The sequence below is a fragment of the Alkanindiges illinoisensis genome (assembly GCF_004377485.1).
Lineage (GTDB): Bacteria > Pseudomonadota > Gammaproteobacteria > Pseudomonadales > Moraxellaceae > Alkanindiges > Alkanindiges illinoisensis_A.
Map to the genome: position 1 here is coordinate 23358 of NZ_SNTY01000021.1, position 15011 is coordinate 38368.

Annotated in this window: 11 protein-coding genes; 8 read left to right on the forward strand and 3 right to left on the reverse strand. The window is 45.7% G+C overall.

All coding sequences use genetic code 11. The annotated features are described in order from the left end of the window. Window positions 1-124: 124 nt before the first annotated feature. The 5 genes from dapC to E2B99_RS06695 all read left to right on the forward strand — a co-directional run bounded on the left by dapC (window position 125) and on the right by E2B99_RS06695 (window position 6753). Entirely contained in the window at window positions 125-1315 is a 1191-nt protein-coding gene (gene dapC / locus E2B99_RS06675) for a succinyldiaminopimelate transaminase (RefSeq protein WP_134244164.1), read from the forward strand. 373 nt (window positions 1316-1688) lie between these two features. Next, window positions 1689-3329 carry a TolC family protein gene (locus E2B99_RS06680; protein WP_166739001.1) on the forward strand — a complete coding sequence of 547 codons (1641 nt, stop codon included), beginning with the start codon at window positions 1689-1691 and terminating at the stop codon, window positions 3327-3329. Further along, window positions 3326-4453, forward strand: coding sequence for an HlyD family secretion protein (locus tag E2B99_RS06685; RefSeq protein WP_134244166.1), 1128 nt, complete (start codon window positions 3326-3328; stop codon window positions 4451-4453). Before E2B99_RS06680 ends, E2B99_RS06685 begins: the two co-directional genes overlap by 4 nt. 27 nt (window positions 4454-4480) lie before the next feature. Continuing rightward, the gene (locus E2B99_RS06690; RefSeq protein WP_134244167.1) at window positions 4481-5623 is read left to right on the forward strand and encodes an ABC transporter permease; all 1143 of its coding nucleotides are present in this window, start codon (window positions 4481-4483) and stop codon (window positions 5621-5623) included. Between the two features lie 44 nt (window positions 5624-5667). Continuing rightward, complete coding sequence (locus E2B99_RS06695; protein ID WP_166739002.1) at window positions 5668-6753, forward strand: ABC transporter permease; 1086 nt, start codon at window positions 5668-5670, stop codon at window positions 6751-6753. A 280-nt stretch (window positions 6754-7033) separates the two neighbouring features. Here E2B99_RS06695 and E2B99_RS06700 read toward each other — a convergent pair whose 3' ends face one another. Together E2B99_RS06700 and msrB are read right to left on the reverse strand one after the other, a co-directional pair. Further along, window positions 7034-7519 (reverse strand): glutathione peroxidase, encoded by a 486-nt coding sequence (locus E2B99_RS06700; RefSeq protein ID WP_026470547.1) that lies wholly within the window; start codon window positions 7517-7519, stop codon window positions 7034-7036. 96 nt (window positions 7520-7615) lie between these two features. Beyond that, a complete protein-coding gene (msrB, locus tag E2B99_RS06705) occupies window positions 7616-8071 on the reverse strand; it encodes a peptide-methionine (R)-S-oxide reductase MsrB (protein WP_134244169.1) in 456 nt (151 codons plus the stop codon). Between the two features lie 263 nt (window positions 8072-8334). Between msrB and E2B99_RS06710 the strand changes: the two genes are divergently transcribed. Further along, window positions 8335-9768, forward strand: a complete 1434-nt coding sequence (locus tag E2B99_RS06710) for a pyridoxal phosphate-dependent aminotransferase (protein WP_134244170.1) — start codon at window positions 8335-8337, stop codon at window positions 9766-9768. A 221-nt stretch (window positions 9769-9989) separates the two neighbouring features. On the opposite strand, the gene E2B99_RS06715 is transcribed toward E2B99_RS06710, so the two are convergent. Beyond that, a complete protein-coding gene (locus E2B99_RS06715) occupies window positions 9990-10505 on the reverse strand; it encodes a protein tyrosine phosphatase family protein (RefSeq protein ID WP_134244171.1) in 516 nt (171 codons plus the stop codon). A 277-nt stretch (window positions 10506-10782) separates the two neighbouring features. Between E2B99_RS06715 and dnaE the strand changes: the two genes are divergently transcribed. Together dnaE and yidD are read left to right on the forward strand one after the other, a co-directional pair. Continuing rightward, window positions 10783-14325 carry a DNA polymerase III subunit alpha gene (gene dnaE / locus E2B99_RS06720; RefSeq protein WP_134244172.1) on the forward strand — a complete coding sequence of 1181 codons (3543 nt, stop codon included), beginning with the start codon at window positions 10783-10785 and terminating at the stop codon, window positions 14323-14325. Window positions 14326-14469: 144 nt separating this feature from the next. Then, window positions 14470-14763 carry a membrane protein insertion efficiency factor YidD gene (yidD, locus tag E2B99_RS06725; RefSeq protein ID WP_134244173.1) on the forward strand — a complete coding sequence of 98 codons (294 nt, stop codon included), beginning with the start codon at window positions 14470-14472 and terminating at the stop codon, window positions 14761-14763. Window positions 14764-15011 lie beyond the last annotated feature (248 nt).

Consider the following 15011-nt stretch of genomic DNA (forward strand, 5'->3'; position numbering starts at 1 on the left):
GCCCGAGAAGCTGATGTTTAGGAATTAGTACTCAGCACCATGGACCCTGGTTTAAGAAGTACGAAAGCCCATTTTTTAAAATTTATTGTTTTAACCTTTTAAGCATCGCCATGAGAACAGCACGATGAATCCTGCCATTAATCACCTGCATCCCTATCCGTTTGAAAAGCTGGCCAGACTTTTTGCAGACCTTAAAGCCACTGACTTACCCAATATTTCGCTGTCCATTGGCGAACCTAAACATCAGGCCCCTGAGTTTGTTAAACAAAAACTGGTTGAATCACTGCAACACCTGTCCACTTATCCCACCAGTAAGGGTTTGCCTGCCTTGCGCTTGGCAATTGCTGACTGGTTAAAGCAACGGTTTCAGTTGCACACTATTGATGCAGAAACACAGGTTTTGCCAGTTAGTGGTACGCGTGAAGCCCTGTTTTCCTTTGTGCAGGCGACTATTGACCGCAGCCACAATTCTGGTCAGCCGTATGTCGTAATGCCCAATCCGTTTTACCAGATTTATGAAGGAGCCAGTATTCTGGCGGGTGCTACCCCGTATTTTTATAATTGCACGCCGGAAAATAACTATCTGGGCAATCTGGATAACATTCCAGCCGATGTATGGCAACAAACCCAGCTATTATTTTTATGCACACCAGGCAATCCCACGGGTGCAGTTATTCCAATGGAGCAACTTAAAAAACTGATTGCCCTGTCGGATCAGCATGATTTTATTATTGCCTCGGATGAGTGCTATTCCGAACTGTACTTTGATCAGGCACCTACTGGCCTGTTGCAAGCCTGTGCTGAGTTAGGCCGTCATGATTATAAAAATTGTGTGGTGTTCCATTCGCTATCCAAGCGTTCCAACCTGCCGGGTCTACGCTCTGGTTTTGTGGCTGGTGATTCCAGAATTCTGGACAGTTACTTAAAATATCGTACTTATCATGGCGCTGCCATGCCGGTACAGCATCAGCTGGCCTCTATCGTGGCCTGGCAGGATGAAACTCATGTTGAACAAAATCGTCAGCTGTATCGCCAGAAATTTGATTTATTCCTTGATGAATTAGGCCAGTTGCTCCCATTGCAAAAACCGGATGCAGGCTTTTATTTCTGGCTCAAGGTGGATGATGATGAGCGTTTTGCGCGTCATTTATACGAAAAAGCCAATATTACCGTATTACCAGGGTGCTATTTATCACGTGACGTTTCACAAAATCATGCTCAGGGTAATCCGGGACAAAATCATGTCCGTATGGCACTGGTAGCTGATATGAACCAGTGTGAACAGGTGATTAAACGCCTAAAGCGGATTTTGTAATGACAATGTCCAGTCAATTCAATTGGCTTATTTGGTTTGTTTACTTATACCAGATGAAGTTTTTAAGCTACTAGATTGCCTAAAAATCCTGCCCGAGCCGCAGGATTTTTTATTATTGGACTCATGCTTTTGAATAATAATTTAAATTTCAAAGTGCATTGATGACTGCAAAGTCGCTTGTTTGATTAAGTTTTACAATCAATTACTTTAGATTGATCGCTAAAATAGGCTTTAATTCTGAAAAAGCATCATGTGTTTAGCCAGAGGTTGAGGTAATGCCCAATCATTCGCTCAGGCCCTAAAAGCAGATTGCACAAATATGCCTATGACCTTAAAAAAAACTGTTTTAGTCTCCCGTTCCTGTGCCGTTGCAATGCTAATTTACAGCCAATGGCAGGTTGTTGCGGGAGCAGTCACCACTACTGGAGTGCAGCAAAGTACTTTTGCGCAGGATCTCGAATCACACTCTCAATACGATAGCAATCAGCAACTCAACAATCAGCCACAAAATCTGGCAGACCAGACAAATTTACCTGTATTTTCAAACGCTAGTGTGTCCAATAATTCTTTAAGTTTTAGTCAGGCTGAACAGTTTCTCAAGCAAAACGCCTATGCAATACAGGCCAGCACTGCCAATTTGGCAGCCGCACAAAATCAGGCCGAAGCCAACGCGCAATTGTGGCGGCCTGTGATTAGCCTTGATGCCAATGCCATTAAATACCGCACCGAAGTTGATGTTCCCCTGAGTGATGTCAAGGCTACCGGTGAAAATGCTGCCAATCAGGCTTTTGCCCAGTCTTTAAATAATCTGCCCGTGCCTTTGCCGGATAATGTGAGCAATTTTTTAAGCAATCGTTTTTCAACAGCTGTTTCAGGTTTGTTTGACCAGATTCCCAATTCAAGCAATGTGGTGATTAATGACAAGCTGTTCCGCCCAACCATTTCGGCTGTTATGCCGATTTATGCTGGTGGCAGCATTCAGGCAGCACAAAACATTGCACACCTTGGTTATGAAAAAGCACAGCTGAATCACCAGCAAGTGCAGGATCAGCAAACCCTCAAACTGGCCGAGGCCTATTTTGGCCAGCAACTGGCAGCTTGTCTGGCTCAGGCCGCAGCACAAAACCTAAATGCCCTAAAACAGCACCTGAACAATGCCCGGCAACTTGAACAGCAAGGCATGATTAGCCGTTCGCAGCGCTTACAGGTTGAAGTGGCAATGCAGGCCGCCCAGCGCCAGTATGATCAGGCCGGTAGCAATGAATATGTCTCGCGCCAGTACCTGCAACAATTATTGCAACAGCCGGAACTGCCCCAGCTCATCACGCCGCTTTTTGTGCAATCGGCACCGTTGAAGCCACTGGATTTTTATCTGGCGCAGCTCAGTCAACAGTCACCACAACTGGCACAACTGCAAAAAGACCAGCAACTGGCCGCTCAAGCTGTACAAGTGGCCAAAGCCAGCTTATTGCCCAGTGCCTATGTGTTTGGCCAGCAGACTTTAAATAAAAATGACTGGCTGGTTGGGGTTGGCGCGCACTATACATTGCTGGCAAATACTGATCGCAAGAAACTGGTGAATGCCGCACAGGCGCGTCAGGATGCAACCCAAGCCTTACAGCAACAAGCGCAACAAGACATTCAACAATTGGTACGCCGGGCCTATTATGAAGCTGAAAATGCGCGCAAGGCATTTTTAAGCATGCAAACCAGCATTACTGCAGCACAGGAAAACCTGCGCGTGCAACAGCTGTCTTTCCGGGAAGGTGAAACCACCGCAACCTTTGTCAATGACGCAGTTAATGCTTTAACACTCGCCTATACCGATCAGGCAACCGCAGCCTACCGTTATGATCTGGCGCTGGTTACTCTTTTGGCTGCACTGGGTCAGGCTGAGAAGTTTTCAAGCGTAATCAATGATAATTCAGTACTAAAAGTTCAGCCTGTTTCTGACTTTAGTCAAGCTTTTAGTTTTGCTTTGCCATTGGCGAACAGCCACAGGATGAAAAAATGAACGATAATAACCAATCCCCTGAGCAAAATAACCAGATTCTGGAAAACCGTCCTGATTCATCAATTGATGCGGCTGATGTTATTCCAGATAATTTATCAACAAAAAAATCCCGCATCATTCGCAGCCTGATTATTGTATTTTTAATTGCCATGGTCGGGCTGGGCCTGTGGCTGGCCAACAAACCTGCACCCCAGCAAATTCAGGGCATGGTAGAAGCCAACACATTAAATGTATCTACCAAGGTGCCTAGCCGGGTTGAACAGCTCATGGCAGAAGAAGGCGCAAGCGTTAAAAAAGGTCAGATTCTGGGCATTCTCACCAGCCCCGAATTACAAGCCAAACAACAGCAGGCAGAAGGTGCTCTACAATCAGCCAGAGCACTTGAACAAACCGCAGAACGTGGTTCGCAGCAGGAAAATATTGCCTCCTTAAAGGCCAACTGGCAAAGCGCACTGGCACAAGCTGAACTGGCACGTGTGACCTATCAGCGTGCTCAAAACCTGTTTAATGAAGGGGTCATTTCCCGCCAGCGCCGTGATGAAGCACAGGCTGCCAAAAATTCATCGGCACAAATCGCAGAAGCAGCACACCAGCAATATTTACGGGCTGAACGTGGCAGCACGCCTGAGCAGCTTTCCTCTGCACAGGCACAGGTTAAAATTGCTGAAGCAGCCGTGGCTGAAGCCAAATCACTCAATCAGGAAATGCAGCTGATAGCGCCGGAAGATGGCGAAGTCAGCCAGAAGTTTGCCAATGTGGGTGAACTTGTGCCTGCGGGTATTCCCTTGTATACCCTGATTGACCTACGCAATCAGTGGGTTAGTATTAACCTGCGCGAAGACCAGTTTAACCAGCTTAGACACGGCAGTATTTTGCATGGTAATGTTCCGGCGCTTAACCAGAAAAATGTAGCTTTTCAGGTCACGCATATTGCTGCACAGGGTACGTTTGCCTCATGGAAAGCCACCCGCCAGTCCAGTGGTTACGACATACGTACGTTTGAAATTAAACTAAAAAGCCTGCAACCGCTGGCTGGTTTGCGTCCGGGCATGAGTGTGCTATTTGACTGGCCTCAAACCCAAACTGAGCCTCAGACGCAATCCCAAACTGCTAGTACGCATTAGTTTACGGCGAATCAGGTGTAAACAGTCATGTGGGCAGTATTCTGGCGCGAGCTAAACTTACTAAAAAATAGCTACTGGGATTTAAGTCTGGTCACGCTTGCTCCCTTACTGGTGATTATATTTCTGGTCAGTATGTTGTCACAGGGTTCACCGCGCCACTTGCCCATTGTGGTGGTTGATCAGGATCACTCTGCCTATAGCCGCCAGATTATCCGCAACCTGCAAGCAACGCCAGCGCTGTCGATTTATGCCTATGAGCCATCCATGCCATTAGCAGAGCAGCATTTAAAGCAGCTTAAGGTCTGGGGAGTCGTGAATATTCCCGCGCAAGCACAAGCCAACCTCTTGCATGGCCGAAGCCCTGAAATTGCCAGCTATGTTAATGAAGCCTTTTTTTCTATTGCCAGTACTGTTGCTGGTGGCATTAATAGTGCTGTTAGCGCAGCAACCCGTGAGCAGCAGCAAGCCCTGATTCGTCAGTTGGGTGTACCCCCCATTGAATTTAACCTGCCAACCATTCAGGTGACTGCGCTTTATAATCCGCAGTTAAGTTATGAGTTATTTTTAGAGCCATTTGCAGTTATTGCCATTTTACATTTGCTGCTGGCCTGCTGTGTGGCGGCCAGTATTGGGCGCGATTTTATAACGGGTTCAACCAAGGATTTTCTTAACTTTAAAACAGGTGCGCCAGCTTTTAGTTTAATGATTGGCAAACTTCTGCCTTACATCATCATCTTTAGCTTATGGTGTTTTTTGTGGACAGTGTGGATGTCTGGCATTCAAGGCTGGATCATTCAAGGCAATCTTCTGATGTTATTAATAGGCCAAATCCTGCTATTCACAGCTTATGCCTTGTTTGCTACTACGATTGTTTTGCTGGCCAAGGACATTAATACGGGTCTTTCCATGGTAGCAATTTATGCGGGCTCTTCCTTAAGTTATGCTGGTGTCACTTTACCTACCATTGGTGCACCGCTCTTTACGAGAATCTGGAGCAATAGCCTGCCATTTACCGCCTATGCCAAGCTGCAAACCCAGCAATGGATCATAGGTTCACCATGGCAAACCTCTCTCAACCCCCTGCTGATTCTAGGTGGCTTTGTGATTGGATTTATGCTGCTGAGTCTACTGTTACTCAAGCGTCAGCCTGCGGTGAGTGACAGCTTATGACACAGTCCACAAAACTATCTACCAGATCATCCACAACATCCTCCATGACCATACTACAGGCCTTTATTTTTACCTTAAGGACTATCCTGACCACACGGCCGATTGCCAGCACGCTAATTCTGGCGGTGGTGCTCTATGGCTTTTTCTACCCAGCGGCGTATCAAAGCCAGGTCGCCAGCCAGTTACCCATTGTGGTAGTGAATCAGGATCAAAGCCCGCTGAGCCGTAATATTGTTTCCAAAATCAGTACCTTGCGCGCGGTAAATATTGTGCAGCAAACAGCCAATTTTGCTGAAGCTGAACAACTTATTAAACAACAACAGGCTGATGCGATTTTTCTTATTCCCTCACACCTGGAAAGTAATGTCTTGCGTGGGCAAAATAGCGGTCTGGCACTTTATTTAAGTGGGGCTTACCTGATTCGCACACGGGAAATTGGCAATGGACTGGCCAGTGGTATCAAGGCATCAATTGCCGAGCAACTTACGCCCCTATTGCAAACTGCGCATGTGGAACCCAGTTTATCATTGTATGAATACCCGCTATACAACCCGCAAGGCGGTTATGGCAGTTATATTTTTCCAGCCGTGGCAGCCCTGATTGTGCAACAAACATTATTACTTGGGGTGAGTTTTTTGATTATTAGCCTCAAGCAGCAGCAATTCAGGTTCAATCTGATTAACCTGACTGGCATTACGCTGGCCTGTAGCCTGATTGGGATTTTAAGCTGTCTATATTATTTTGGCTTTGTGTACTGGTATCAGGATTATCCCCGTGATGCCAACCTGCCTGCATTATTGATTGCCACGCCTGTTTTTGTGCTGGCCGTGGTGAGTTTGAGTTTGTGGCTGGGCAGTATTTTTGACCGGCCTGAACGACCTGCACAAGTGCTCACCTTTACCTCTGTACCATTTTTCTTTTTAACAGGTGCCTCGTGGCCGCTGGAAGCGATGCCCAAATGGATGGCGCTAAGCGCATGGATCGTGCCTTCCACAGCGGGCGTGCGACAGTTTATCCAGCTCAATCAAATGCATGCCAGCTTGTCTGATATTGGTACAAATCTGCTGATTTTAATAATAATTGCTATTGTGTTTGGGGTATTGGCTTCTTGGCGCTTAATTCGTCAGTAAATAGACTTCTTTCATTAGTAATGCCAATTTGTCTTCAACCACTTCGATTAGGCCTTAGCATGAGATTGTCGAATGCTCATTAACCGTCCTTCGACAAGCTCGGGAACCGTCCTTTGGTAAGATCAGGAACCATGTCGAAACCAGACTTTTGAAAGAGATCTAATAAATAATTTTTATTAAAAACTAACTTTAAACAAGTCCTGTGCAGGAAGTCGAATGGTCATGCTACTTATTTAAGCACAACCATTTGTACAAAAGGGTTTAGGCAAGAAAAACTCAATTATTTGGCTAAAGCTTTTTCAATATCCTTAACCATCGCTTCCGGCTTAGTGGCGGTCGCATAACGGTCAATCACGTTTCCATCACGACCTACCAGAAACTTGGTGAAATTCCATTTGACTGCTTCTGTACCCAGCAGCCCTTTTGCTTCCTTGGTCAGGTATTTGTACAGTGGATGTGCGTCGCTGCCGTTAACATCAATTTTGGCAAACATCGGAAAACTCACGCCATAGTTACGCTGGCAAAACTCACCAATATCGGTATTACTGCCCGGGTCCTGGCTGGCAAACTGGTTGCACGGAAAACCCAGTACCACAAAACCCTGATCCTTATATTTCTCATAGACCTTTTCAAGCCCTTCAAATTGTGGGGTAAAACCACACTTGCTGGCTGTATTTACAATAAGGACAACTTTACCAGCATAGTCACTCAGTGCCTGCGTTCCCCCTTCGAGTTTTTCCGCTGAGAAATCATAAATTGTTGTCATGGATTTATCCTCTACACTTGCTCTTATGAGATTTTTTCATTGTAACCAAGTCATTCGATGTTGACAATTAAAATTGTCAACATCGATAGTCATCCCTTAGGATAAATGATCCTCACCATTATATTCATTGGTCCATGGGGAATTATCTTCGCGCTGGTAATCATCGGTTTCCAGATTTAAAGAAGCTGAATTTACACAATAGCGCAAACCTGTGGGTGCTGGTCCGTCTTCAAAAACATGACCCAAATGCGCTCCACAATTATGGCAAGTGATTTCAGTGCGGATCATGCCATGCGACATATCACGGTGCTCATCAATCGCTCCGCTTTCAATAGCCTTGTAAAAACTGGGCCAGCCGCTACCGGAATCATATTTGGTTTCCGAACTAAATAGCGCTGTATTACAGCATTTGCAGCGATAAACGCCACTGGAATGATTATCCCAATAAATTCCGGTAAAAGGCGCCTCTGTACCCTTTTCACGGGTAATGCGGTATTCCTCAGCAGTTAACTGACGTTTCCACTCCATATCAGATTTTTTCACGGTAGGCATAATGGCAATATCCTGTTGATTTGTTATTAACTTTACTGTTTTAACTTAAGTCTAGGTAAAAAAACTATTATTCCTCTGTGCAGATTGTGCAATTCTAACGACAAACGATAAAAGTAACGTGATTAAATATCTAAAAGCAAAAAGTAAGCAAAATATCTTGATCTACTATTATTTTTTGTAATTTACACAATAAAGTAAGCAAACTAAATTGACGAAAGCAAAAATGCTACTTATCCTGACTGCCTGTGTATCGAGGTCTAAAAATGTCGCAAAAGAAAAGCGTTATTTTTAAAAAACTTTTACCTGTCATCAAACAGTATCAGGCCGAAGGCTATACCCACGAGAAAATTGTGGAATTGCTTAAGACCAGTCATGCGCTGGATCTGGTGACCGTTAAAACCTTCAAAAGCTACCTTTACCGCTATGCCAGTAAAGACCAAATAGTGAACCCTGTCATGTCTACAAGTGCTCCAATTCCCAATACTCGCCGTACCATCAAGAAATCTGCCAAGCTGGAAAATGTCTGCTATGACATTCGCGGGCCGATTTTGCGAGCGGCGGTGGAAATGGAGGAACAGGGCCATAAAATTATTAAATTAAATATTGGCAATCCTGCGCCTTTTGGCTTTGAAGCACCGCAGGAAATCATCAATGACGTGGCTATTAACCTGCCCAATGCGATTGGTTATTCCGACTCTAAAGGTATTTTTCCAGCGCGCAAGGCCGTGTTTCAGTATTACCAGCAAAAAGGCCTTTTCAATGTTGATGTCAATGACATTTATATTGGCAATGGGGTGTCTGAACTGATTGTCATGGCGATGCAGGGCCTGCTGGATAATGGTGATGAAATGCTGGTGCCCATGCCGGATTATCCATTGTGGACAGCGGCAGTAAACCTTTCTGGTGGACAGGCCATTCATTATAAGTGTGATGAGCAAAATGGCTGGTATCCTGACATTGCTGACATAGAAAGCAAAATCACGGCCAATACGCGCGGCATTGTGGTGATTAACCCAAATAACCCAACCGGTGCAGTGTATCCGCGGCATATTCTGGAGCAGATTGTTGCGCTTGCCCGCAAGCATGACCTGATTATTTTTGCCGATGAAATTTATGACAAGATTGTTTATGACGGGATTGAACACATTCCCATGTCAACACTGGCTAGTGATGTGTTATGTATTACGTTTAATGGCCTGTCCAAGTCGTACCGGATTGCGGGTTTTCGCTCTGGCTGGATGATGGTTTCAGGCGATAAATCACGCGCAAAAGACTATATTGAAGGCCTGGACATGTTGGCCAGTATGCGCTTGTGTGCCAATGTGCAGGCGCAATACGCGATTCAAACTGCGCTGGGTGGCTATCAAACCATTAATGATCTGGTTAAGCCTGGTGGCCGCCTCTATGAACAGCGCAACATTGCCTGGGAAATGCTTAACGAGATTCCCGGTGTATCATGTGTGAAGCCTGAAGGCGCCCTGTATTGCTTCCCTCGCCTTGATCCTAATATGTATCCCATTGAGGATGATGAGGCATTTATGCTGAATTTCCTGCGCGCTGAAAAAGTACTGCTGGTTCAGGGTACTGGCTTTAACTGGCCAACGCCGGATCATTTTCGCGTGGTCTTCCTGCCTGCTGAAGGTGAGCTGCGTGAAGCCATCAAGCGACTAGATCGTTATCTGGCTAGCCTGCGTTAAGTTTAATTTCCAAATTAAAAAGCCTTACAGTTATCTGCTAAGGCTTTTTTAATAAATAATGTTATAGCGCTCACTGCATGGTCGCTGCCACCCAACATCCAACTGACTTAAAATAGTTTGGCTAGGTAGCTAAATTTTACCGATTAGAATTCTGAATTTGCCTTCCATAACAGGATAAAAACAAAGCTTTCCTTCTGTAAAAATCATCAGAAGGATTAAGTTTAATAATTAAACTGCTCTGCCTGTAATTGCATTGCCACTGCATTAATCAAACCAGTCCAGGTTTCATCTGGCTCCCAGACCTGATGCAGTAATTCATCGGCTTGCTCAATCGGCATTTTCATATAAAAACGGCGATACAAATACATCAGGCTGGAAGCACGCCAGTTATCAGCACAATGAATCCACACCAATTGATCCTGCAAGTGATGAATCGCTTTGAGCGCAAACAGTGCCTGACTGGCTGAAGGACAGTCCCATAAAATTGGCAGATGGATATAATGCATACCCAGTTCCAGCACAGCACGATCCTCATAAATATGCTGCCGGATCAGGCTATTGTCTGCATCATTTAATGCCAGATTGACAACAGTGGACACACCAGCCTGACAGATCAATTCCAGTTGCTGTACTGTCGGCTGGCCCGAGCTATACAAATTATCGTGGATTTTCTGGACATTTAAAATCTCACTGATATTGATGCCATTTAACAGTACAGATGATGGGTGCTGGCTCATGCTTCTCTACCACAATTACAGTTTTCCAGATGAATTAGCTTACCTTAGTTCCAGAGAAGTTGTGCAATTTGTAGGCATGCATTTCATCGTATTTTTGAAAGATTTTGAAAATTCACGTTTTTTTCTTCAGGCTTAAGTAAATTTTGGCATTTTTATCAAGCCTTCGATTATCAAGAACCAAATTTGATGTTTTGTCGGGTCATCAATAATCCCTGATGTTTTTACGAACTCCCCCAACAGGCATGATATGATTTGTACTTCAAAACAGGAGGCAGTAATGAGCTTTATTCATCTGGGCATACATAGCGAATTTTCAATTGTTGATTCGATTGTCCGTATCCCTGCGCTCATCAATGCTGCCGCAAAAGACCAGATGCCCGCCATGGCACTGACCGACCTGTCTAACCTGTATGCTGCTGTCAAATTTTATAAGGCCTGTCTGGGTAAAGGCATTAAGCCCATTCTTGGCAGTGAAATCCGCCTGTGTGATGATAAGGGCCGCGCTACCCTGCTGGCCATGAACAATGATGGCTGGCGCAACCTGACCGAAATTGTATCGCAAGGCTTTACCGATGGACTGAATCTGGGTATTCCCTGCATTGAACGCGACTGGGTCTTTAAAAAGAATCATAGCCTGATTGCCCTGCTGGGTATGCATAGTGATGTTGGCCAAGCTTTGCGTAGCAGCACGCCAGAAAAAGCGGAAGGCCTACTGGAAGACTGGATTGCGCAATTTGCTGACCGGGTCTATATGGCGATTACCCGCACCAATCGTCCCGGTGAAGATGAATATATAGAACTGGCGCTGCAACTGGCTGAAAAATACCAGATTGGTGTGATTGCTCACAATGATGTGCGCTTTATGCAGGCCTCGGATTTTGAGGCGCATGAAGCCCGGGTATGTATTGCTTCAGGCTATGTTCTGGGTGATGAGCGCCGGCCACGCGACTACTCTGAGGCGCAGTATTTCAAGACACAGGCTGAAATGGAAAACCTGTTTTCAGATTTGCCGAGTGTCCTTGAAAATACAGTGGAAATTGCCAAGCGCTGTACAGTGACTTTAACTTTGGGTAAAAATTATCTACCCAACTTTCCTATTCCTGCTGAACATACTATTGAAAGCTTTTTTGCCGAGCAGTGCCAGCTTGGCCTTGAGGAACGGCTTCAGCAGCTATACCCGGTCGGCTGTGATGAACGGGAAATGGGCAACTGGGCAGAATTACAACAGCAATATGTAGACCGGCTTCAGTTTGAAATCAAAACCATCCTGGACATGGGATTTCCCGGTTACTTCCTGATCGTGATGGACTTTATCAAGTGGGCCAAAAATAATGGCGTACCGGTTGGCCCGGGTCGTGGTTCGGGTGCAGGTTCACTGGTAGCTTACAGCCTAAAAATTACAGACCTTGACCCCTTACGCTATGAGCTGCTATTTGAGCGCTTCTTGAATCCTGAACGCGTCTCCATGCCCGACTTTGACGTGGATTTTTGTATTGCTGGCCGTGATCGCGTGATTGAATATGTGGCACAAAAATATGGCCGAGAGGCAGTCTCGCAAATTATTACCTTTGGTAGTATGGCAGCCAAGGCAGCCTTGCGCGACGTGGCACGGGTACAGGGTAAATCCTATGGTCTGGCAGACCGCCTATCCAAACTGATTCCCGCCAAACCCATTGGTGTTGACCTGAAACAGGCACTGGAGATGGAGCCCCAGCTTAAAGACCTGGTGACCAATCCGGCCAACCCGGACTATGACGATGCGACTGAAATCTGGGAGATGGCGCTCAAACTGGAAGGCATTACCCGTAACGTCGGTAAGCATGCGGGCGGTGTACTGATTGCCCCCAACAAGATCACCGATTTCTCGGCAGTATATTGTGATGAAGAAGGCTCGCGCGTTAGCCAGTTTGACAAGGACGATGTTGAAGCCATTGGGCTGGTCAAGTTTGACTTTTTGGGCTTGCGCAACCTGACCGTTATTGAAGATGCGATTCAAAATATTAACGTGCGGCGCAAGCAGCAACAGCAGGCTTTATTAAATTTATCAACCCTGCCACTGGATGATAAACAGGCCTATAAAGTGTTTGCCGATGCCAACACCACAGCCGTATTCCAGTTTGAATCCCCCGGCATGAAACGCATGCTCAAAGAGGCCAAGCCCAGCCAGTTTGAGGAAATCATTGCGTTTGTGTCATTGTACCGTCCGGGCCCGATGGATCTGATTCCCGACTTTATCCACCGGATGCATGGCGGCGACTTTGAATACCTGCACCCCTTACTGGAAAACGTGCTTAAGCCCACTTACGGGATTATGGTCTATCAGGAACAGGTGATGCAGGCCGCGCAGGTGTGTGCCGGTTATTCACTGGGTGGTGCGGATTTGCTGCGTCGCGCCATGGGCAAGAAAAAACCTGAGGAAATGGCCAAACAGCGCCTGACCTTTATTGAAGGTGCGGCCAAGCGCGAAATTGATGAGCGCAAGGCCAATGAAATTTTTGACTATATTGAAAAATTTGCCGGTTATGGCTTTAACAAGTCGCATGCGGCGGCTTATGCATTGGTTGCCTACCACACAGCATGGCTAAAGGCACACTATCCGGCAGAGTTCATGTCGGCAGTACTCACCTCGGAAATGCAAAACACCGACAACGTGGTATTCCTGATTTCAGATTGCCGTAGTATTGGGCTGGAAGTTTTACCGCCTTCCGTGAATATGTCCAATTACAAATTCCTTGCGTCTGATGATAAAACTATTATCTATGGGTTAGGTGCCATTAAGGGTGTAGGCGAAGCCGCAATGGAATCGGTGATTATTGCCCGTGAGCAGGATGGCCCCTATAAAGACCTGTTTGATTTTTGCCACCGTATTGACCTGAAAAAAACCAATAAACGCACGCTGGAAGCCCTGATTCGTGCTGGTGCCATGGATTGCTTTGAAACTGAACGTGCTAGTCTGATGGAACAACTGCCAGAAGCCGTACAGGCGGCAGAACAGGCGCGCCAGAATCGTGAAATTGGCATGATGGATTTGTTTGGTGAAGTTGAAACCGTACAACGGCCAGTCAGCAAATTCGTTAAACCGTGGAGCGATGAAGTTCGGCTTAAGGGTGAAAAAGACACTTTAGGCCTGTATTTAACTGGGCATCCGATGGATGTGTACCGTCAGGAGCTGAAAAACTTTATTCCAACCAGTTTAAATGAGCTGGGTGCCACCCGTCGCGGCAGTACTACTGTCTTTGCTGGTCTGGTACTGGATGTTGCCAACTTTCCCAACCGCACCGTCATTACGCTGGATGATGGCACTGCCCGCCTTGAAGTCAACACCAATTTTGAGCGCCTGCAACGCTATAAGGAACTCATCAAGACTGACAATATCATTGTGATTGAAGGTGAAGTGGTTGAACGGGAAAATTTTGATCGTCCAATTGGCCGTTTGAATAAAGCATTTAGCTTAAATGAAATCCGGGCAAAACGTGCGTTAAATATTGTGTTGCAACCTGATACTGCATTAATGCAGCATCATAATTTTGCGTCAGAACTGGCGACAATCCTGCAGCCCTACACCGAGCTTATTGATGAAACCAGCAAAAAAATTCCTTTACATATTCAGGTAGAAACAGCCTATGCACATGGTACGCTGGAATTATCTGAACACTGGTGGGTGCGCGCTGAGGATGAATTACTACGCGCCTTACGCGAATATCTGGGCAAGCAAGCCATTTATGTGAACTATCAAACCAAGAGTAAAGCGCAAAAAGCAGTTACGGCTTCTGTCCAGCAGGTAGAAGTAGCAGCGCCAAAGGAAGTGATGTATTCCTGAATCAGCCTTAGTCAGGATAAATTGCCAATCCCAGAATTTATAGCAAATGTAATAAACCCTGTTGCCAAACCGCAACAGGTCAATTCTCCACAATAACAAAATAGCCGGTTAAGCTTTAGGTTTAAAAATGAAGCGCTTAAAACCATGACTAATTCTATTATTAAAGCTGGTAATTACACTGTACTACAAGTGATCGAAGGCTATCAGCGCTATCTATCGCCAATCAAGGGTTTTAAATGTGCAGCAGGCCATGTGTATGGTGATACCACCTGCTCGGCAGCCATAAAAGCCATTGTCAAAAGTCAGGGCATTGTTCAGGGCTTGCCAGCAATTCAAAACCAGTTAAAGCGTTGCCAAACTGCTGCCCGCCAGCTTGCTGCAAATCCCGGTCAGCCTCAAGCTGGGGTATTTTGTTGTGTACTGCCAATTCCCTTATAACTAAGCACATTTGCGCTTAATGACATAAGGTATAGTACAACGATTAAGTTTTTAGGACCGTGGAGAAGTTAGTCCTTTCTACGCAGTTTATTTAGCTACGTATTCCTTTGCTTTTTAATTCCTTAGATTCTCAAATGAAGTGCAACAGAGATTAATTTATTGGAAGGAAGGAAGATGAGCTAGCATTCTGCTTCCGACCGACCAAAGTCAAAGTTGCATCATGAACTATACTCATCTTACTCACGAAG